Source organism: Microbacterium sp. 5K110, assembly GCF_005774735.1.
GTDB lineage: Bacteria > Actinomycetota > Actinomycetes > Actinomycetales > Microbacteriaceae > Microbacterium.
Map to the genome: position 1 here is coordinate 1 of NZ_VBUM01000042.1, position 20,536 is coordinate 20,536.

A 20,536-nucleotide genomic window follows, 5' to 3' on the forward strand; every position below is an offset into this window, starting at 1 on the left:
GGGGAGTCCCCTCCGCGGGGAGGGGCGGTGCCGGCCATCCGTGGGGGACGACGAGGCACCGCGCGCGACCCGCCCGGAATCCGAGCTCGGCGTGCCGGCGTCGCGTCCGCTCGCTCGGGAACACCACGACGGTCGCCCGTCGCGCCGAGGTCGACACGATCCGGGCCCGAAGCCGCTGCACGAGACCGAGACGAGCGGGCAGCGCCCCCCGGCGCATCGTCGTGGATGCCGTGTCGACGAGGCAGTAGTCGTGGGCGGTGTGCACGACGGGGGCACGGCGTGCGCGCAGAACGCTCGCCCCCACCCCCTGGAACCGGTGGACGTGCACGACGTCGCGATCGTCCTGCACCCGGCGATAGGCGCGCGGGAGCAGCACACCGTGCACCGTGTCGACACCGTGGAAGACGGCCCGGACGAACGCCGAGGACCCGTGCCGGTCCGGCGCATACGGTCGCCACGTCGGGCGGACGGTGACCCTCACGCCGGCCGCGGCTGCGCGCGCGATGCTCTCGCCGTCCGCGACGGCCGTGATGATCGCGACATCGTGTCCGCGGGCCCGTTGCGCGGACGCGAGCGCGAAGAGATAGGCCTCCGCGCCACCCCAGGGGGTGACGAATGTGCTGTGGAGGTGGGTGATCCTCACGACGGTCTGTCTCCTCCCGAGCGGACCGGGGCCGCCGCCGCGACACACAGTAAGGGGCGGTGCGATGCGTCGTGCCGCCTTCGCCCCGGTGCCCCGCGCGCCGCCCGGGGCGTTCACGTGCGCTCTCGTCCCCCGGCTGCCATTGCTTCACCTGGCTCCGGCGGATCCGGATGCCGCGGCCTCGCCGCCGAGCGACCTGCACGCTGGTTCTTCGTGCCGACCGCGCGGCACGAAGGGGAGGGTGCATGCGGATCGTCTGTCTGTCGCCGGTCGTCCCGTACGACGGCATCCCGCACGCGGGCGGCCAGTACCTGCTGCGTCACCTCCGGACGCTGCGGGAACTGGGGCATCGCGTCACCGTCGTGTCGTTCGACGACCGCGACAACCGCGCCGCGGCGGACCACCTGGTGGATGCCGTCGATGTCGTGCTCGTGCCGGCATCGCGGCCGCGCCGCCCGTTCGCCCGCCGCCTCGTCGAGGGGATCGAGCGCCAGGAGCAGCGACTGTTCCCGGTGCGCCCGGTGGCCCGGCGGCGTCGCGCCCTCCGGCGCAGCCGCGCGGCGCGGGCGGTGCTCGCGGCGGCCGACGTCATCGAGTACCAGTGGACCGAGTCCGGGTGGTTCGGCGTGCGTCGCCGACCGACCGGCGCCCCGCGCCGCATCGTCGTCGCCCACGACGTCCTGCTGCAGAGTTACGAGCGCTTCCTCGCCGCCGCCCCGGGGCCGCCGTGGCATCCGCGGGTGCTTCTCGCGCGCTGGCGGCGGTGGAGCGTGCACCGCGACGAGCGTCGCGTCTACCGCCGCGCCGACGCCGTGCTCACCTTCAGCGCGAAGGACGCCGCTCTCGTGCACCGCGCCGCCGGAGCGCCGGTCCGCGCGGTCGTCGTCCGTCCGCCGCTCGCGGACGGGGTGGAGTCGTGCGTGCGCGGGGGCGATCCCGCCCCCACCGTGCTCTTCGTCGGGGCCTTCGATCGCTCGGTGAACTCCGAGGCGGCGGTGTGGACCATGACCGACATCGCGCCGTGGGTGCTCGAGGTGAACCCCTCCGTGCGCTTCGTGTTCGCCGGCGCGCGTCCGACCGACGAGATGCGCCGCATCGCCGCCACGCGTCCCGGCGCGTTCGTCGTCACGGGTCGCCTCGAGTCGCTCGACGTCGCGTACGCCGAGGCCGACGTCGTGCTCGTGCCGCTGCGGGCCGGAGCCGGGGTGAAGTTCAAGACCGTCGAGGCGATGCTCCGCGGCATCCCGGTGGTCTCGACGGGTGTCGGGATCGAGGGCATCGTCGGCGACGGCATCCGCGCGTACGCCGTCGCCGACGATGCCCGCGGCCTCGCAGCGGCGATCGTGCGCGCCTTGGCCGATCCCGTCGGCGCGCGCCGCGACGCCGCCCGCTCGCGCGACGCCGTCGCGGACGAATTCTCGGGGGCCGCCTTCCGGCGCGCCCTGACGGACGTGTACGGAGGACCGACACCGTGACCGACTCCCGCCCCACTGTCGCCGGCGCCACGGTGACGTACGGCTCCCGCCACGTCTCGTGCCTCGCCGTCGTCGCCCGCATGATCGACGCCGGGGTCGCCCCGGTCGTGATCATCGACAACGGCTCCACGCCCGTGTCGGCCGCCGCGCTCGACGCCGCTGCTGCGGCCGGCGCGGGGCGCATCGTCGTGCACCGGATGCCACGCAACGAAGGATCGGCGCCCGCGTTCGGTGCCGCGATCGCCCGCGCGCGCGATCTCGGCACCGATTACGTGTGGCTGCTCGACGACGACAACTTGCCCGAACCCGGGGCCCTCGACCGGCTCCTGGCGGCGGATCAGGCGCTGCGCGCCGCCGGCCACGACCTCACCGCGGTCGCGCCGCTCCGCGTTCCGGACGGCGAGCCGGCCACGATCGCCGAGGTCGTCGCGGCGGAGCGCGCGCGTGAGAGTCCCCGCGAGGCGGTCTCGTTCGCGGGGGTCGAGGCGGGTCTGTTCGCGCGGCGCTTCCTCGAGCGCGTCGGTCTGCGGCGCCCCCGTCGGCGAGTGGCGGGGACGGATCTCGCCTACGCGCCGTACGGCGGACTGCTCGCCCGGGCCGATGTCCTCCGCCGCATCGGCCTGCCGCGCGCCGACTTCGTGCTCTACGGCGACGACCTCGAGTACACCTCGCGCATCCGCGCGGGCGGCGGGCGCCTCGTCCTGGTCCCCGATGCGGTCGTGGTGGATCCTCGCGGCGAACGGTGGATGCCGCCGGGGTTCGAGGTGCGCGCGATGTTCCTGTCGACGAACCCCGCGCTGCTGTACTACTTCCTCCGCAATCGCCTCCACCGCGAGCTCGGCACGGGGCGACGGTGGAGCGTGCCCCGCGCCGCGAACGGCGCGCTGTTCCTCGCGCTGTGCCTCGCGTGCGCGGCCGCGACGCGGCGGTGGCGGCCGATGCGCGTCATCCGCCGCGCCGTCGCGGACGCGGTGTCCGGCCGCGCGGGCCGTCGGGTGGAGATCTAGCCGCTCTGGGGTGAGTCTGCGGGTGAGGCCGGGGTCACAGCTCCAGCGTGATGCGCGGGCACGCCGCGCGCGAGACGCACAGCATCATCGTGCGGTTCGCCTCCTGCTCCTCGGGTGACAGCACCGAGTCGCGGTGCTCGACCTCGCCGTCGATCACGGGGACCTCGCACGTGCCGCACGTGCCCACGCGGCAGCTCGAGGGCACGACCGCGCCGTACTCCTCGACGACCTCGAGGATCGACTTCTCGGGCGGGACCGTCACGGTCAGCCCCGACATCATGAGGTCGACTTCGAACGGCTCGGTCCACACCGGAGGACCCAGCACTTTCGCCTCGAAGCGCTCGACGTGGAGGCTCCCGCGCGGCCAGCCCGCCATCGTGGCATCCAGCGACTCCAACAGACGGGCGGGGCCGCACGCGTAGACCACCGCGCGCGACACCGGGGTACCCAGGCGGGACGCCAGATCGAGGCGTCGGCCCTCGTCCGTCGCGTAGACCTCGACACGGTCGCCGTACTGCTCGACGAGGTCGCCCGCGAAGGCCATCGTGCGCCGCGAGCGGCCCGCGTACAGCAGCGTCCACGGTGCCCCCGCAGCCTCGGCGGCTTCGATCATCGCGATGAGCGGCGTGATCCCGATACCGCCGGCGACGAACACGTACGACCGGCCCGCGGTCGGGGCGAAGAGGAAGTGGTTGGCCGGGCCCCGCACGCGCAGCGCGGTCCCCGGGTGGGCGTTCTCGTGCAGCCACACCGACCCCTCGCGCTCGCGCAGGACGCCGATCCGCCACGTGCCGCGGTCGGCGGGCGAGCCGCACAGCGAGTACTGCCGCTCCACGCCGCCGGGCAGGACGACGTCGATGTGCGCCCCGGGCGACCAGTGCGGAAGCGCGCCCCCGGCACGCTCGAGGTCGAGCACGACGATGCCGTCGGCCGCGTCCCGACGCGCGCGCACCGTCACCTCGAACGTCAGACCACCGCTCATGTCTCTCCTTCGACGGGCTCGGCGGGGGAGCCGTGCACCAGTTCCTTCACGATCAGCAGCCGGTAGGGCGTTCCGCCGGGCGAATGCCACCGGTGCGGGGTGCCCGAGCGGCAGTACACCGAGTCGCCGACGGCGAGCGTGGTCTCACCGAACGGGCCGAGCGAGATCACGATCGACCCCTCTAGCACGGTGAGGAACTCGTCCTCGTCGTGGACGTAGTGGTCGCCCGGTTCGGTGTTGGCCCCGGTGAACTCCATCGGTTCGAAGCGGCGCGGGCCCTCGGCGAGCATGCGCGCGCTGCCTTCGGCATACGGCCCGACGAGTCCCTCGTCGGCGCGCACGAACGTCGGATGCGCCTTCTCGTCGGGACGCGGCGGCTCGGAGGCGGCGATGAGTTCGACGCGGCTCGTGCCCAGTGCCCGGGCCAGCCGCTCCAGGCTCGCCATGCTCGGACGAGCGAGACCGCGCTCGAGCTGGCTGAGGAACGGATGCGACAGGGCGGCCGCTTCGGCGAGCTGGGTCAGGGTGAGTCCGCGCGCCTTGCGCAGACCGCGCAAGTGCGCGCCGAGGCGCTCATCGCCGGTGGTGGGATCGTCGGCGGGGATCGCGGGGGCCATGGTGGTCATCGTCCCACCCTCTCGAACAGTCGCGCGGTGATCTCGTCCTCGTCGGCGGAGACGAGTCGCCCGTCCTCGACGACGACGCGACCCGCGACGACCACCGTGCGCGGCCGCCGCCCGGGCGCGGCCCACAGCAAGCCCGCGACGCGATCGGCGACCCCGGCGTCCGCGACGCCCGTGACGTCCCACAGACACAGGTCCGCGGCCGACCCCGGTGTCAGGCGCCCGAGCTCGGGTCGTCCGAGGCCGTCCGCCGAGCCCGCCGTGGCCATCGCCAGCACGGCGGTGGCCGCCAGTTGCGGTCCCACGAGCGCCGAGACCTGCAGCGCGAGCCGGGCGTCGGCGAGCAGATGACCGGCGTCGTTGCTGCCGCCCCCGCTCGTCCCGAGTCCCACCGGGATGCCGGCATCCCGCAGCTTCGCGACGGGCGCGACGCCCCACCCCATCGGCACATCGCAGCCGGGGGCGTGGGTCGCGGTGACTCCGGCCGCGGCGATCCGGGCGATCTCGTCGTCGGTGACACCGCACAAGTGCGCGAGCGTCACGTCGGGGGCGAGCCAGCCCCAGTCCTCCAGCAGGTCGAGCGGACGTCGCCCGTACTTCTGCTGCGCGATCTCGACGTCCACGACCTCGTTCGCCTGCGTGCGCCGCCGCAGCCCGCGGCGCGCAGCCACCTCGGCGAGCAGGGTGAAGGTCTCGCGCGGGTCGCTGTGCACGCCCGCGGGCCCCACGGCGACCTGGAGCATCCCGTCGGGGGTCACGCCGGCGGGGCATCCGTCCACGAGCGCGGCCGCGATCGCCTCGGCCGAGAGGGCGGCTTCCTCCGGGTCGTCCCGCGCGGCTCCGCGTACGAACGCCAGCCGGGCGCCCAGACCGGCCGCGGCCTCCGCGGCGGCCCGCGCCATGCCGACCGTGTCGGCTCCGGACGGCCACGTGAGGTGGTGGTCGGCGACCGTGGTGACGCCGCTCAGCAGGGCTTCGGCGAGTCCTGCGCGCGCGGCGATCCCGGTGAGTCCGGGGTCTATACCCGCCGCGGCATATGCCGCCGCCATCGCGGGCAGCCACTCCCGCATCGGGATGCCACGGGTGCCCGGCAGCGTGCGGAACGCGGTCTGCAGCAGATGGTGGTGGGCGTTGACGAGACCCGGCGTGACGACGCACCCGGACGCGTCGATCACGGTCGCGTCGGCCGGGGCGGCGATGTCGACGATCCGCCCGTCGACGCACACCACGTCGCCGGTGCGAACGCGCCCCTCGGACTCGACGACGGCCACCGCGTCGCGGATCACGAGCGCCGTCATCGGGCCGGCACCGGTTCCGGGAGTGCACACGCCGCCGTCGTCGTGGTGTGCAGCGGTCCGTCCCCGGAACGCAAGGGTCGAGCGCTCCTGCCGGCGCGGGCCGCGACGATCTCGGCGACGACCGACAGCGCCGTCTCCTCGGGGGTCTGCGCCCCCAGGTCCAGGCCGAGGGGGGAGTGCAGCCGCGAGAGCTCGGCGTCCGTCACCCCCGACTGCGTCAGCAGCTCCGCGCGGCGTGCCACGGTCGCGCGCGAGCCCATCGCGCCGACGAACCCGACGGGCAGCCGCAGGGCCGCGCGCAGGGCGGGGACGTCGAGCCGCTCGTCGTGGGTGAGGACGCAGACGGCCGTGCGGTCGTCGGGGGCCTCGAGGGACGCGAGGTACTCGTGCGGCGGTGCCACGACGAGCTCGTCGGCCTCGGGGAAACGCTCCGGCGTGATCAGCAGGGCCCACGCGTCGCACACGGTCACCGCGAACCCGGCCGCCGCGCCCAGACGGCACAGCGCCGCCGCGTGCTCACCGGCGCCGAGCACGATGAGGCGGGGCCGGGCGGGGCGGTGCAGTCGCAACGGGATGCCGTCGTCGAGGGCGAGGTCCAGAGTGCTTTCGCGGCCGGCGGCCGCATCGATCAGGGCCGCGCGCACGCGGGGGTCGTCGCCGTCGATCGGGTAGGCGGCGACCTCGACCGCCCCGCCGCAGGCGAGGCCCGCGGCCACGACGGCGTCGTCGGGACCGACGAACCCGAAGCGTCCGCGACGCACCGACCCCGATCGCAACGCGTCGAGGCCGAGCATCACCGCGTCGCCCTCGACGCAGCCGCCCGAGATCGATCCGATCACCCGCGCGTCGGCCGTCACGGCCAGGGTGGCGCCGACTCCGCGCGGCGCACTGCGCACGACCCGGGTGACCGTGACCGCCGCGACGGGCACTCCCGACTCGAGAAGGGGCAGCAGTTCGGCGGCCAGTTCGAGCATGCTGGCGACCGTATCCGCGCCGTGTTTCGCGCACGCTACGCTGTCGTGACCATGCCCGCCGAGCCCTCGTCCGACGCCGCGGGGACGACGCACGAGGCCTCGCCCGCGGGCCTCGTGCTGGCCGCCGGAGCCGGTCGACGCTTCGGTGGACCCAAGGCGCTCGCGCGCGACCCCGATGGCATCCCGTGGGTCGAGAAGGCCGTCCGCGCGCTGCGCGACGGCGGCTGCGATCCGGTCGTCGTCGTCCTCGGCGCCGGCGCCGACGAGGCCGCGGGTCTCGTCCCGCACGGGGTCCGGATCGTGCGGGCCGCGGCATGGTCGAAGGGGGTCTCGGCGTCGCTGCGCGCGGGCTTGGAGGCCGTGGCATCCACGTCCGCTCCGGCCGTCGTCGTGGTGCCCGTCGACACCCCGGAGCTGCCCGCTGCGGCCGTCGCCCGCCTGGCGCGACGCGCGCGCCCGGGAGCCCTCGCGTCCGCGACCTACGCCGGAGCCCCCGGCCATCCCGTGCTGATCGGGCGCGCGCACTGGGACGCGCTCGCCGCCGGAGTTCGCGGTGACGTCGGTGCCCGCCCGTACCTCCGAGGGCACGGTGCGGCCGCCGTGGATTGCGGCGACCTCTGGTCGGGCGCGGACCGCGACGAGCGCTGACACCGGACGTCCGTTACGCGTTCGTTGCTTTCGGGAAGCGGGGAGGCCCTGGACAAACGCGCGGACCCGGGGATATGTTCACGGAGCCGTCATAATTACGACGGAGCCAGGAAGCCGGGACGAGGACGTGCCCGATCCGACGCCGCGGAGGGCGCCGGGCACGACCACGGGGGTCCCTGCAGTTCAGAGAGGAACGCAGATCACAATGCTGAAGAAAATCCTGACCGGTGCGGCCATCGCGGCGCTCGCCGTGAGCCTCGGAGCCTGTAGCTCCACGCGCCCCGCCGACGGTGGCGGAGACGCCGCCGGGGGCAGCGGCGAATGCAACGTCGGAATCGCGATGCCGACCCGCAGCCTCGAGCGCTGGATCAACGACGGTGAGCAGCTCCAGAAGAAGCTCACCGACGCGGGCTGCACCGTCGACCTGCAGTACGCCGACAACAAGACGGACCAGCAGATCAGCCAGATCCAGAACCAGATCTCGGGTGGCGCGAAGATCCTCGTGATTGCCGCGATCGACGGTTCGACGCTCGGCCCCGTTCTGGAAGAGGCCAAGTCGCAGAACGCCACCGTCATCGCCTACGACCGTCTCATCAACGGCAGCGAGAACGTCGACTACTACGCCACGTTCGACAACTACAAGGTCGGTACCCTCCAGGGGCAGTACATCGAGGAGCAGCTCGGACTGAAGGACGGCAAGGGCCCCTTCAACCTCGAGCCCTTCGCCGGCAGCCCCGACGACAACAACGCCAAGTTCTTCTTCGCCGGTGCCTGGGACGTTCTCCAGCCGTACGTCGAGAAGGGCCAGCTCGTCGTCCCGAGCGGCAAGTCGCCCGCCAACGACGACGCGTGGGCGAGCATCGGCATCCAGGGCTGGGCCTCCGACAAGGCGCAGGCCGAGATGGACAACCGCCTCTCGTCGTTCTACGGCGACGGCAAGAAGGTCAACGTCGTCCTGTCGCCCAACGACAGCCTCGCGATCGGCATCGAGGCATCCCTCAAGTCGGCCGGCTACACCGCCGGTGCGGACTACCCGATCATCACGGGTCAGGATGCCGACAAGGCCAACGTCAAGGCGATCCTCGATGGTCTCCAGTCCATGACGGTCTGGAAGGACACCCGCGCGCTCGGTGACCGCGTCTTCACGATGGTCCAGGAGATCAAGGACGGCAAGACGGTCGAGGTGAACGACACCGAGACCTACGACAACGGCAAGAAGGTCGTCCCGTCGTACCTCCTCACGCCGGAGGTCGTCGTCAAGGCCGACGTGCAGTCCAAGCTCATCGACTCGGGCTTCCTGAAGGCCTCCGACGTCGGGCTCTGATCCACTTCTGCGGCGGGGCGGGTTCGCCCGCCCCGCCGCTCTATCTGTCGCCGCGCGGCGACGGAGGGAGACACCATGACCGAACCGATCCTGCGCATGTCGGGGATCTCGAAGTCGTTCAACGGCATCCCGGCGCTCGCCGACGTCTCAGTCGACGTGCACCGCGGTGAAGTGCACGCGATCTGCGGCGAGAACGGTGCCGGCAAGTCGACGCTGATGAAGGTGCTGAGCGGGGTCTACCCGGCCGGCAGCTTCGAGGGCACGATCACCCTGGAGGGCCAGCCGGTCGCCTTCCGCTCGATCAACGACAGCGAGGCCGCCGGCATCGTCATCATCCACCAGGAGCTGGCCCTCAGCCCCTACCTCTCGATCGCCGAGAACATCTTCCTCGGCAACGAGAAGGCCAAGCGCGGCGTCATCGACTGGAACGCCACGAACGCCGCCGCCGCCGACCTGCTCAAGCGGGTGGGGCTCCGCGAGAACCCGGCTACCAAGATCTACGAGATCGGCGTCGGCAAGCAGCAGCTCGTCGAGATCGCGAAGGCGCTGGCCAAGGAGGTCAAGCTCCTGATCCTCGACGAGCCGACCGCCGCCCTCAACGACGACGACTCCGCGCACCTGCTCGACCTCATCGATCAGCTGCGCGACCAGGGGATCACCTGCATCATCATCAGCCACAAGCTGAAGGAGGTGCTGCGCATCGCCGACCGCATCACGATCATCCGCGACGGGCGCACCATCGAGACGATGGAGCGGGACGACCCCGAGACCGACGAGGGCCGCATCATCCGCGCGATGGTCGGTCGCGACCTCAACAGCTTGTTCCCGCCGCGCGAGCCCGACATCGGCGACGAGCTGTTCCGCGTCGAGCACTGGACCGTGCACCACCCCGTCGACACGGAGCGCGTGGTCATCGACGACGCCTCCTTCATGGTGCGCGCGGGCGAGATCGTCGGCTTCGCCGGTCTCATGGGCGCCGGTCGCACCGAGCTCGCCATGAGCATCTTCGGGCGCATGTACGGCACGGGCATCTCGGGCGAGGTGTACAAGAACGGGCAGCAGATCGACGTGCGCACCGTCGACGCGGCCATCAAGCAGGGCATCGCGTACGCCACCGAGGACCGCAAGCGGTACGGCCTCAATCTCATCGGCGACATCCAGGTCAACGTCTCGGCCGCAGCGCTGTCGCGCCTCGCGCGCCTCGGCGTCGTCGACCGCTACCGCGAGTACAAGGTCGCCGACTCGTACCGCTACAAGATGAACATCAAGGCGCCCAGCGTCGCCGCGATCACCGGACGTCTCTCCGGCGGGAACCAGCAGAAGGTCGTCCTGTCGAAGTGGATGTTCACGGGTCCCGACGTGCTCATCCTCGACGAGCCCACCCGTGGCATCGACGTCGGGGCCAAGTACGAGATCTACGGCATCATCAACGAACTCGCGGCCCAGGGAAAGGCCGTCATCGTCATCTCGTCGGAGCTGCCCGAGGTCATCGGCCTCTCCGACCGCATCTACACCATCTCCGAGGGGCGCATCACGGCCGAGGTCAGCCGTGCGGATGCCACCCAGGAGACGCTCATGCGGCACATGACCGCCGGAAGGAACTGACTGCAATGGCCACCGCATCCACCCAGACCGTCGAGGCTCCGACCCAACCCGGACCCCGGCGCCGCGGCCTGCTGGCGCGCATCAACTTCCGCCAGTTCGGCATCCTGGCCGCCCTGGTCATCATCATCGTGCTGTTCCAGGTGCTGACCGGCGGGCGCCTGCTCATGCCGGGCAACGTCAACAACCTCATCCAGCAGAACGCCTACGTCCTGATCCTCGCGATCGGCATGGTCATGGTGATCATCGCCGGCCACATCGACCTGTCGGTCGGATCCGTGGTGGCGATGGTCGGCGCGATCGCGGCGATCGCGATGAACCAATGGGGTCTGCCCTGGTTCATCGCGGTGATCCTCTCGCTCATCGTCGGCGCGATCGTCGGCGCGTGGCAGGGCTTCTGGGTCGCCTTCGTCGGGATACCGGCGTTCATCGTGACCCTCGCGGGCATGCTCCTCTTCCGCGGTCTCACGCTCGTGCTGCTCACCGGCGGCACGATCAGCGGTCTCCCCGACGGATTCACCGCGATCGGTGCCGGTTGGCTGCCGCCGCTGCTCGGCTACGTCGGCAACTGGGACAGCCTGACCCTCGTCCTCGGCGCGATCGCGAGCGTGCTCCTCATCGTGCAGCAGCTGCGCACCCGCGCCACGCTGCGTCGCCTCGAACTGCCTCGCGAGGTCGCGTGGTCCTTCTGGCTGAAGAACGCCATCGCCGTCGTGGCGATCATGGCCGTCGCGTTCACGATCGCCGCCTACAACGGCACCCCGATCGTGCTGATCATCCTCGCGGTGCTCGTGCTGGCGTACACGTTCGTGCTCAACCGCACGACCTTCGGTCGCCACATCTACGCCATGGGCGGCAACCTGTTCGCGGCCGTGATGAGCGGTGTGAAGACGAAGTGGGTCACGTTCTTCATCTTCGTCAACATGGGCGTGCTCGCCGGTCTCGCCGCCGTGGTCAGCACCGCCCGCGCCGGTGGTGCCGTGGCATCCGCCGGTCAGAACTACGAGCTGGATGCCATCGCGGCGGTGTTCATCGGTGGCGCCGCCGTCCAGGGTGGTATCGGAACGGTCGTCGGCGCCGTCGTCGGTGGTCTGGTGATGGGCGTGCTCAACATGGGCCTGTCCATTCTGAGCGTCGACGCGGCGTGGCAGATGGCGATCAAGGGCATCGTCCTGCTGCTGGCCGTGGCATTCGACATCTTCAACAAGCGACGCAACGGCGGTGTCTGATCGGGTGGGGAGCGCGGCGGTCGCGTCCGCTCCCCACGCCGGCGAAATCCGACGGGCGGGCAGTGCGAGAATGGCGGAGGTGCCCTCCTCATGACCCCTGCCGTGTTCGAGCCAGCGACGCCGCTCGCACCGCCCGCAGGTCGTACCACCAACGACCTGATCCGACAGCAGAACCTCGCGTCCGTGCTGTCGTTGCTCCACCTTCGGGGAGCGCTCTCACGCGCACAGCTCGGAGCCACGATCGGACTGAACCGGTCGACGGTCACGGGCCTGGTCATGGAACTGACCGAGCTAGGGCTCGTCCGCGAGGTCGCCGCCGGTGAACGCACGGGCAAGGTCGGTCGCCCCACCCTCGACATCGAGCCCGAGGATCACGTCTCGGCGCTGAGCGTGCGCGCCGAACCGCACGCGGTCACCGTGGCCCTGGTCGGGCTCGGGGGTGTGGTGCACGCGCGACTGCGCCACGACACCGCCAGCGCCCCCTCGCCCCGCCGGTTCGTCCAGATCGTCGCCTCGTCGGTCGAGGCGATGCGCGCCGACATCGACCGCCACTACCGCGTCGTCGGCGCGGGGCTCGCCGTGCCGGGGCTGGTGAACGCCAACGGCTCCGTCCTGGTGTCCCCGACGCTCGGGTGGAAGCGCGACCCGGTCGCCGCGCGGCTGAGCGACGAGCTCGGCATCGCCGTGTCGGCCGGCAACGACGCCAGCATCGGCGCGCTCGCCGAATCCCGCTTCGGCGTGGGGGTGGGGGTGTCGAACCTGCTCTACCTCGGCGGTGCGATGCACAGCATCGGGGGCGGCCTCATCATCGACGGCACGCTGCTGCGCGGGACCTCCGGCTACGCCGGCGAGCTCGGCCACACGGTGATCGATCCCCGGGGGCGCGCGTGCGTGTGCGGGCGGAAGGGCTGCCTCGAGGCCGAGGTGCGCCTCGACCTGCTCGAGCCGCTGCTCGGGCGTCGCAAGCTCGACGAGGACGAGCTCGACGTCGAGCTCGGCGTCGCCCGCGATCCCCGCGTCCTGGCCGAGGTGACCCGCCAGGTCGACGTGCTCTCGCTCGCCCTGACGAACTTCGTCAACGCCTTCAGCCCCGAGACGGTGGTGCTGTCGGGATACCTCGGCGCGCTGCTGTCGGTGAGCCGCGAGCGTCTGGCCGAGGCCGTGCGGGTGCATCCGCTCGGCGCCGAGGGGCGGACGATCCGCCTCGAGCGCGCCCACTTGCGCTCCCGACTCATGCTCATCGGTCCCGCGGAGCTCGCGTTCGCCGACCTGTTGGGCAATCCCGCCGGCTTCCGCGGCTGACACCGGCCCCCGGAGGACCGCGGGCGTGACGGCGCCGGCTCGACAGACCGCGTTCACCGGCGCGTCGATTCGCGGGGCTAGTCTCGCCACGGTGTTCGCCACCCGAGCGGACGCCGGGGGAGGGTCCGCGTGGATCTCGACGCTGACCGGGGACGTTCGTGGTTCTCGATGCTCGCCGTCGTCGTGGCGGTGCTGTTCGTCGGCATCGCCGTCGTGCTCGTCGTGTCGGCGCAGGCCGCCGGACGCGAGCGCCCGCTCGAGGACCGCACCGCCGCCGTCCCGGCTCCCGTCGAGATCGCGACGACGGTGAATCCGGATGCCTCGACCACCGCAGACGTCGGTGAGGCGCCGGAGGCGGATCCCGCTCCGGCCGCGGCCCCGTCGAGCGTCCGCCCCGTCGTCGCCGACCCGTCCTGGACGGCACGGACCGCCGCGGCCACCGGCATCCCGGAACGTGCACTGCGCGCCTACGCGTCGAGCGCGCTCACCGTGCAGAGCGAGCAGCCCGCGTGCGGTCTCGGCTGGAACACCCTCGCGGGGATCGGGGCGATCGAGTCCGCGCACGGCACGCATTCGGGCGGCGGCCTCGACGCCGCCGGGTATCCGCAGCCCGCGATCCGCGGCATCCCGCTCGACGGCAGCGCGAGCGCCGCGATCGCCGACACCGACGGTGGCGAATGGGACGGGGATGCCGTCTGGGATCGCGCCGTCGGACCGCTGCAGTTCATCCCGGCCACGTGGCAGCGGTGGGGTGCCGACGGCAACGGCGACGGACGTGCCGACCCGAACCAGATCGACGACGCCGCGCTCGCGGCCGGGCGCTACCTGTGCGCCGCCGGCGAGATGACGAGCGCGGCCGGCTGGCGGCGCGCGATCTTCTCGTACAACCACCTCGACAGCTATGTCGACGACGTCGCGGCGGCGGCCAACGCCTTCGCCGCGCGCGCCGCCGGCTGACGCCGGGTCAGCCGCGCAGCACCACGTTCTCGGGCTCCTCGCCCGCGAGGAAGTGGTCGATCTGGCGACGCACGAGACGCGCGATGCGGGGGCGCATCGCGCCGGTGGCTCCGCCCACGTGCGGGGCGATGAGCACGCCCTCCAGCGCCCACAGCGGGTGATCGGCGGGCAGCGGCTCGGGGTCGGTGACATCGAGCGCCGCGCGCAGCCGGCCGCGGCGCACGTGGTCGACCAGGGCGTCGGTGTCGATGACGGGACCGCGCCCGACGTTCACGACGAGCGCGCCGTCGGGCAGGGCCGAGAGTGCTTCGTCGTCGACGAGGTGATGCGTCTTGTCGCCGCCGGGCAGCGACACGATGAGCACGTCGGTGGCGGCGAGCACGTCGTACAGCTCGCCGAGGGGCAGCACCTCGACGTCGTCCTGCAGGCGACCGTGCGAGGCGACGCCGCGCAGCTGGACCTCGAAGGGCTTCAGGCGCGCGGCGATCGCGCGGCCGACGCCACCGAACCCGAGCAGGGTCACGCGCGCGTCGGCGAGTCCCGGCATCCACGTGCCCTTCCACTCGCCGCGGTCCTGGGCGCGCACGAAGTCCGGCAGGGCGCGCTGGGCGGCCAGGGTCAGAGCGACGGCGAGCTCGGCGGTGGCCGTCTCGTGCACGGTCGTGGCATTGGCGAACACGGTGCCGGCGGGAAGGCGGCCCTCGACGTTGTCGTAGCCGATCGACTGGCCCTGCACGAGCCGGGTCGTCACGTCGGCCAACCGGGCGATCACGCCGTCCATGGACATGTACGGGGGGACCACGATGTCGATGTGCGGGCGCGGTGCGGGCTCCTTCATGTCCCACACGAGCACCTCGACCCCCTCCGGGAGGGGCATCAGGTCATCACGCAGCTGCGAAGTGGGCACGGATACGACGAGCGAGGCGGTCACCCGCTCCACGCTACCGCTGCGTCCGCGGGGGCGGGCCGACGGCCGATGTGTACGCCGACCGGCACGTCGTACGCGAGGTACTCGGTCAGCAATGCGTCGGCATCCCGCTCGAAGAGACGTCGCGACAGGGCCGCGGCGAGCTTCGTGGCCCCGCCGACGAGCCCCGGGATCTGGTGGCTCAGCATTCCCTCGCTCAGGCGCGCGCCGTGGTTGAACATGTGGATGCGCGACAGCGCCGAGGCATCGGGGGCACTCCGGCTCACCAGGCCGAAGTCGCCGTCGAGGTACGGGAAGGCTGCGAGACCGGGGTTCTGCGCCACCTGCGCGGGGGTCAGACGGTCGCTCCACACGGTGGCATCCCCCGCGACCGCCGCGAGTTCGGGCCGCCGCGCCAGGTCGGCGACGATCCCCGTCGCAGCGATCACGAGGTCGTAGCGATGGATGCCGTGCGGCGTCGTCACGACGACCTCGCTGCCGTCCCACTCGACGCGCTGCCACGGCGACGACGTGCGGAACCGGAAGCCGTCGAAGGCGTGGGCGCGCCAGATCGCGTTCTGGGTCGCCGGCTGGTCGACGGCCGAGAGGTGCACGTTGAACGCCCACTTCTGCGCGTCGGTGAAGGAGCCGTAGTTCTCGATGAGTCCGGCGAACTCCATCCACCGGTAGGGGCTGACCTGGGGCATCGCGGGGCGGCGCATGTGCACGTCGACGGACGCCGCGCCGTGCTCGAGCGCCGTCGCAGCGTTGTCGAAAGCACCGGTGCCGGCGCCGAGGATGCCGATACGCGCGCCGTCGAGCGCGGCGAAGTCGATCGCGTCGTGGGTGTGGCGCACGCGCTCCCGCGGCAACGCGTCGAGCAGCGCGGGCACGTGCCGGCCGCCGGCCCCCTCGATGCCCGTCGCGAGTACGACGTGGCGGGCCAGCAGGATCCAGCTACCGTCCGGGCCGTCCAGCCCCACGCGGAGCGGGCCGTCCGGGGTCGTCGGGGTGATCGCGGTCACCGTGGTCGATCCGATGGTCGCGATCCCCGAGACCTCGCGGTACCACTGCAGGTATCCCTGCCATGCGACGGTCGGGAAGTACGCGATGTCGTGCCAGGCGGCCTCGCCGTACACCGCCTCGAACCAGGCACGCGGGCTCACGGCCGGGACGCCCCACGTGGGCCACGCGATGTCCTTCGGCGTCCGCAGCGTGTGCATCCGCGCGTAGGTGGTCCAGGGGCCGGTCGCGTGCGCCGGGGCCGCGTCCAGCACCACGACGTCGTCGACTCCGCGCCGGCGGAGCCCGCGGGCCAGCACGAGGCCGGCTTGGCCGGCACCGACGATGACGACCGGGTGCTCGCCGTCGCGCTCGCCGACCCACCCGCGGCCGTCGCCCGCACTGAGCGCCTCCTGGTGGGCGGCCTCCTGTTCGAGTGCGGCGAGGCGGGCGGTCGCGTCGGGGAGTGGTTCGAGCACGATCACTCGACGACGACGCGGACGCCGTACGCGTCGTCGAGCCGGAAGTTGTGGTGGTCCACGACGTTGGTGTCGTCGAGCTCGAGGTTGACGAAGTCCATGCTCGGCTCGGCGAAGAACGGACCCGCGTGCCACGTGCCCTTGAGCATCGTGATCGCGGTGCGGGGCGGGATGCGGAACGCGCGCAGGTCGTCGAGGCTCGGCTCCTCGATGCCCGCGGGAGCGACGGCGATCGTCCACTCCACGTCGCCGACGGCCATGAGGGTCTGGGTCGTGTCGAGGTGCCGCGTGACGCGGGTGAACTCGGGCGTCTTGTCGTCGAGGGCCATCAGGTAGAAGCGCGGGATGCCGCCCGACACGTCGAGCACGGCTTCTTCGGACGTGAAGGGCGTGCCATCGGCCATCGGGGTGAGCGCGACGCCGAAGGGGGCGAACCCTTCGGCGGTGACGGTCTCGGCGGTCAGGCGGTGGAGGGGCAGCGGCTCGGTCATGGTCCGACCGTACGCCTGTCAGACAAGTCATCGAACAACTTGTCTGACACGTTCACAACGTCGTTACGACCCCGAAACGCCCCGCTCGTGACGCACGCGCCGGATGAGGGCGTTGCGCAGCCCCGACGGGGCCGACACCTGCACTTCGCGCGACCAGTACCCGACGTCGTCGCCCGTCCCGTACCCGCAGTACGTCATCTCGACCACCGGGGCTCCGGGTGTCGTCGCCAGCAGCGCCGCGCGCTCGGCATCCAGACTCACCGCGTCGACCCACAGCGTCTCCCACGCGACCCGGATGCCGTTGGCCTCCTCGGCCAGCTCGAACACCGGTCGCCGCGGGTCGAGCTCGACCTCGCGCGCGAGCGGGACGAGATCTTCGGCCAGGGCGTAGGGCGCCCCGTCCACCCGCCACACCTTGACTGTCCGCAGCACGCGCGTGCCGTCCGGCAGGTCGTCGAAGCGGCCCGGATCGCCCGCGCGCAGCACGCGCACCTCGGATGCCGCGAGCTCGAGCAGCGGCTCGTATCCGGCGGAGCGAATGGACAGCGAGTGGTCGAACTGCTCGTCGATCCGCCGCCCGACGTCCGGCAGCCGCCGGTTCGGCGTCGTGCGCGTCCCCTGCGTGCGGTGGACGTATCCGCGTTCCTCCAGCCGTACGAGCGCCTCGCGCACCGAGGCGCGGCTGGCTCCGGTCAACTCGGCGAGCCGTGGCTCGGACGGGAGGGTGTCGAGGTCGCCGCTCCACAGTGCGAGGATCCGGTCGATCACGGCATCCTGGTCCGTCGCGCGCATGGGCCCCCTCGTTCGCGGCGAGCCCTCGGGGTCACTCGTGCGGACGCTGCAGCACCTCGACGGCATCCTCCCGGCTCGACACCCCCAGCTTGCCGTAGATCGAGCGCACCTGGGACTTCACGGTGTTCACCGACACGTTCCGCGCCCGCGCGATCTCGTGCATGCCGAGGCTCGATGTGAGCAGGTGCGCGAGCTCGCGCTCGGTGCTGGTGAGGGTGGCGAGGACGTCGGTGTCGGTGGATCGCGCGGCGATCGCCGGCAGCATCCGTCGCATCATCGCCACGGTCGGCGCGAGGTCCGCGTTGTGCGCGGCGACCAGATCGAGCAGGCGGTCGGTGTCGGCGAACGGGATCATGAGGAACGGCGTGACCGAGCCGCCGGTGCGCTGGATCAGCATCACCGCGGCCTCCATGCTCTGCACGGCGCGCTTCTCGCTGCCCAGACGCAGGAAGGCCACGGCCCTCCGTGTCAGCAGCGGCGTGAGGGTGCGCAGGCAGTGCTCGTCGTGCAGGGCGACGCACGCGTTCGTGGTCTCGATGACCTCGCGCTCGCGACCCATCTGCAACAGGGTCGCAGCGCGCTGCATCGGGAAGCACACCGCGTGCCCCGGGTGCGTGACGGCGTGCGACAGCACGGCCAGGGCCTCGTCGAACTCGCCCTGCGCGGTGAGCATGTCGGCGTGCAGGCCCAGCAGCAGTTCGCGGACGATCCGGAAGCTGCGGCTGCGACCGGAACCGTGCAGCATCTCCCAGGTCTTGGCCAGACCTTCGGTGATGTCGCGCTCGACGAACATCGTCGTGACCCGGATCATGCCGGCGCAGAAGGCCCAGTACGGATCTTCGGGCTGGGCGTGCTCGAGTTCGTCGGCGATCGCCCGCATGTGCGCGGTGTCGGCGCGGCTGACCGCGACCAGGCCGTCGCCCAGCAGCAGGCAGTGCGAGACGTCGGCGGACGCCCAGCCCTGATCGGCGAAGAGCTGCCGCCCTTCGGCGATCGCGTGCGCCGCGGCCGGGTACTCGGCGTTGAGGCCCAGGTTCAGTGCCTGCACGCTCAACGCGCGGTAGCGCTGCTCGGGCGTCTCGGCGAACAGCAGCGCCTCCGAGGCGTAATGTCCGCCGATCTGCGGCCAGCCGACGGCCGCGCAGTACTCCGCGACGCTCGCGAATAGCCCCGATCGCGCGGGGCCCGAGAGGGCGGTCGGGCGAGTGAGCCGCCCGGTGTCGAAGTACCGCGACACCAGTTCGATCCCGTCGCCGAGGGCATCGTTGCGGGCGCGCGCGACGAGCATCGCCGACAGCAGCATCGCGCGCGTGTCGGTCCACACCAGGGGTGCCGGTCCGGGCTCGGCCTCGGCCAAGAGGGACAGATGACGCGGCAACGGTTGACCGTGCCCCGGTTCCAGGCGCAGGGACGTGTGTGCCGCCGCCGCGCGGAGCGCCGCGCTCGGGCCAATGGAACCAGTGGAATCGCTCATGTGACCTCCGCCGGACGAGCGCGACCGCGCGGATGATGGTGCACAGCGATCGTGTCGTGGAATGACAGACACCCAGGACGGCGGTCGGACGCGGATTCGGGTTCGCGATCGGCCGCGGGAACGGCGGTCCCCCAAAGGCACGCCCCCCTTGCGAGGATATGCCAATCCACCCCCACGCGGGGGTCTTTGACGCCGAACGTATCGGTCGGCCGGTTCGCGTCAGGCGGCGGCGGCGACCACGGCGGAGATCGCCGAAGTGAAGAAGCCGAGGCCGTCGACACCCGAGCGCATGGCGGCCGGGGTGCCGGGGCCGAAGCCGGGCTCGACGGCGTGCTCGGGATGGGGCATGAGGCCCACGACGTTGCCGCGCTCGTTGGTGAGCCCGGCGATGTCGTCGAGCGAGCCGTTGGGGTTCACTCCGAGGTAGCGGAACGCGACGAGACCCTCGCCGTTGACGCGGGCCAGGGTCTCGGCATCCGCGATGTATCCGCCGTCGGCGTTCTTGAGCGGGATGACGATCTCGTCGCCCTCGTCGAACGCGTTGGTCCACGCGGTCGAGGCGTTCTCGACGCGCAGGCGCTGGTCGCGACGGATGAACTGCTGGTGCGCGTTGCGGATCAGGCCGCCGGGCAGCAGGTGCGCCTCGACGAGCATCTGGAAGCCGTTGCAGATGCCGAGGATCGGCATGCCCTGGGCAGCGGCATCCTTCACTTCGGACATGATCGGCGCGAACGCGGCGATGGCGCCGGCGCGCAGGTAGTCGCCGTAGCTGAAGCCGCCGGGGAGCACGAGGGCGTCGACGCCCCGGAGGTCGTGTTCGCCGTGCCACAGGGCGACGGGCTCGGCGCCGGCGAGACGGATCGCGCGCTGCGCGTCGCGATCGTCGAGCGAACCGGGGAAGGTGATGACCCCGATGCGCGTCGTCACTCGACGACCTCGATGTTCACGACGTCTTCGATGACCGCGTTCGAGAGCATCTCGTCGGCGAGCTCGCGCGCGCGGGCCAGGGTGGCCTCGTCGACCTCGCCCTCGACCGTGAGCTCGAAGCGCTTACCGATGCGGACGTCCGTGAAGCGGTTCTCGCCCAGACGCGACAGAGCGCCGGCGACCGCCTTTCCCTGCGGGTCGAGAAGCTCGGCCTTGGGCATGACGTCGACGACGATGGTGGGCATTCCAGCTCCAGGTGTCGGAAAGGGCAGTGGATGCCATTCTACGGGGCTGTCCCCGCTCCTCCCGGACGTGTCTGGGGAGCGCTCTCTTGACAGCGTGGGAGCGATCCCATAGCGTCATCCCGATCGGTGAGAGCGCTCCCACGATTCAGAGGTCG

General features: G+C 71.9%; 20 protein-coding genes. 8 read left to right on the forward strand and 12 right to left on the reverse strand.

Annotated features, from left to right (window positions below):
- The coding region (locus FE256_RS10685) for a glycosyltransferase (protein ID WP_171024295.1) at positions 1–643 on the reverse strand (643 nt) is incomplete at its 3' end.
- 245 nt (positions 644–888) lie between these two features.
- On the opposite strand from FE256_RS10685, the gene FE256_RS10690 reads away from it, so the two are divergent.
- The gene (locus tag FE256_RS10690) at positions 889–2,118 is read left to right on the forward strand and encodes a glycosyltransferase family 4 protein (RefSeq protein ID WP_171024296.1); all 1,230 of its coding nucleotides are present in this window, start codon (positions 889–891) and stop codon (positions 2,116–2,118) included.
- Positions 2,115–3,125, forward strand: a complete 1,011-nt coding sequence (locus tag FE256_RS10695) for a glycosyltransferase (RefSeq protein WP_138175416.1) — start codon at positions 2,115–2,117, stop codon at positions 3,123–3,125. Before FE256_RS10690 ends, FE256_RS10695 begins: the two co-directional genes overlap by 4 nt.
- Before the next feature lie 34 nt (positions 3,126–3,159).
- On the opposite strand, the gene FE256_RS10700 is transcribed toward FE256_RS10695, so the two are convergent.
- From FE256_RS10700 to FE256_RS10715, 4 genes are read right to left on the reverse strand one after another with little or no spacing between them, the layout of a single operon-like run.
- Positions 3,160–4,107 carry a PDR/VanB family oxidoreductase gene (locus FE256_RS10700; protein WP_138175418.1) on the reverse strand — a complete coding sequence of 316 codons (948 nt, stop codon included), beginning with the start codon at positions 4,105–4,107 and terminating at the stop codon, positions 3,160–3,162.
- A complete protein-coding gene (locus FE256_RS10705) occupies positions 4,104–4,733 on the reverse strand; it encodes a helix-turn-helix domain-containing protein (RefSeq protein ID WP_138175420.1) in 630 nt (209 codons plus the stop codon). Before FE256_RS10705 ends, FE256_RS10700 begins: the two co-directional genes overlap by 4 nt.
- Positions 4,730–6,058: an amidohydrolase family protein gene (locus tag FE256_RS10710; RefSeq protein ID WP_252370980.1), complete on the reverse strand. Its 1,329-nt coding sequence runs from the start codon at positions 6,056–6,058 to the stop codon at positions 4,730–4,732. The genes FE256_RS10705 and FE256_RS10710 overlap by 4 nt, the downstream gene beginning before the upstream one ends.
- A complete protein-coding gene (locus tag FE256_RS10715) occupies positions 6,025–7,002 on the reverse strand; it encodes an XdhC family protein (RefSeq protein ID WP_138175422.1) in 978 nt (325 codons plus the stop codon). The genes FE256_RS10710 and FE256_RS10715 overlap by 34 nt, the downstream gene beginning before the upstream one ends.
- 51 nt (positions 7,003–7,053) lie before the next feature.
- Here FE256_RS10715 and FE256_RS10720 point away from each other — a divergent pair, with 51 nt between their 5' ends.
- The 6 genes from FE256_RS10720 (at position 7,054) to FE256_RS10745 (ending at position 14,064) form a co-directional block, all read left to right on the forward strand.
- Positions 7,054–7,650: a nucleotidyltransferase family protein gene (locus FE256_RS10720; protein WP_138175463.1), complete on the forward strand. Its 597-nt coding sequence runs from the start codon at positions 7,054–7,056 to the stop codon at positions 7,648–7,650.
- Positions 7,651–7,855: 205 nt separating this feature from the next.
- Positions 7,856–8,974 carry a multiple monosaccharide ABC transporter substrate-binding protein gene (chvE, locus tag FE256_RS10725; protein WP_138175424.1) on the forward strand — a complete coding sequence of 373 codons (1,119 nt, stop codon included), beginning with the start codon at positions 7,856–7,858 and terminating at the stop codon, positions 8,972–8,974.
- A gap of 75 nt (positions 8,975–9,049) precedes the next feature.
- The gene (gene mmsA / locus FE256_RS10730; protein ID WP_138175426.1) at positions 9,050–10,579 is read left to right on the forward strand and encodes a multiple monosaccharide ABC transporter ATP-binding protein; all 1,530 of its coding nucleotides are present in this window, start codon (positions 9,050–9,052) and stop codon (positions 10,577–10,579) included.
- A gap of 5 nt (positions 10,580–10,584) precedes the next feature.
- Positions 10,585–11,805 (forward strand): multiple monosaccharide ABC transporter permease, encoded by a 1,221-nt coding sequence (gene mmsB / locus FE256_RS10735; RefSeq protein ID WP_138175428.1) that lies wholly within the window; start codon positions 10,585–10,587, stop codon positions 11,803–11,805.
- A gap of 90 nt (positions 11,806–11,895) precedes the next feature.
- On the forward strand, positions 11,896–13,107 hold the full coding sequence (locus FE256_RS10740) for an ROK family protein (protein WP_138175430.1): 1,212 nt from the start codon (positions 11,896–11,898) through the stop codon (positions 13,105–13,107).
- 129 nt (positions 13,108–13,236) lie between these two features.
- Positions 13,237–14,064 (forward strand): lytic transglycosylase domain-containing protein, encoded by an 828-nt coding sequence (locus FE256_RS10745; RefSeq protein ID WP_252370981.1) that lies wholly within the window; start codon positions 13,237–13,239, stop codon positions 14,062–14,064.
- Positions 14,065–14,071: 7 nt separating this feature from the next.
- Here FE256_RS10745 and FE256_RS10750 read toward each other — a convergent pair whose 3' ends face one another.
- From FE256_RS10750 to purS, 7 genes are all read right to left on the reverse strand, one after another.
- The gene (locus FE256_RS10750) at positions 14,072–14,995 is read right to left on the reverse strand and encodes a 2-hydroxyacid dehydrogenase (RefSeq protein ID WP_252370982.1); all 924 of its coding nucleotides are present in this window, start codon (positions 14,993–14,995) and stop codon (positions 14,072–14,074) included.
- Positions 14,992–16,452 (reverse strand): FAD-dependent oxidoreductase, encoded by a 1,461-nt coding sequence (locus tag FE256_RS10755; RefSeq protein ID WP_171024297.1) that lies wholly within the window; start codon positions 16,450–16,452, stop codon positions 14,992–14,994. The genes FE256_RS10750 and FE256_RS10755 overlap by 4 nt, the downstream gene beginning before the upstream one ends.
- A 2-nt stretch (positions 16,453–16,454) precedes the next feature.
- Positions 16,455–16,943, reverse strand: coding sequence for an ureidoglycolate lyase (locus FE256_RS10760; protein WP_138175434.1), 489 nt, complete (start codon positions 16,941–16,943; stop codon positions 16,455–16,457).
- A 63-nt stretch (positions 16,944–17,006) separates the two neighbouring features.
- Entirely contained in the window at positions 17,007–17,735 is a 729-nt protein-coding gene (locus FE256_RS10765) for a GntR family transcriptional regulator (RefSeq protein ID WP_171024298.1), read from the reverse strand.
- Positions 17,736–17,766: 31 nt separating this feature from the next.
- Positions 17,767–19,209 carry a response regulator transcription factor gene (locus FE256_RS10770; protein ID WP_138175438.1) on the reverse strand — a complete coding sequence of 481 codons (1,443 nt, stop codon included), beginning with the start codon at positions 19,207–19,209 and terminating at the stop codon, positions 17,767–17,769.
- A gap of 219 nt (positions 19,210–19,428) precedes the next feature.
- Positions 19,429–20,136 carry a phosphoribosylformylglycinamidine synthase subunit PurQ gene (gene purQ, locus FE256_RS10775; RefSeq protein WP_138175440.1) on the reverse strand — a complete coding sequence of 236 codons (708 nt, stop codon included), beginning with the start codon at positions 20,134–20,136 and terminating at the stop codon, positions 19,429–19,431.
- Positions 20,133–20,381, reverse strand: coding sequence for a phosphoribosylformylglycinamidine synthase subunit PurS (gene purS, locus FE256_RS10780; RefSeq protein ID WP_138175442.1), 249 nt, complete (start codon positions 20,379–20,381; stop codon positions 20,133–20,135). The genes purQ and purS overlap by 4 nt, the downstream gene beginning before the upstream one ends.
- Positions 20,382–20,536 lie beyond the last annotated feature (155 nt).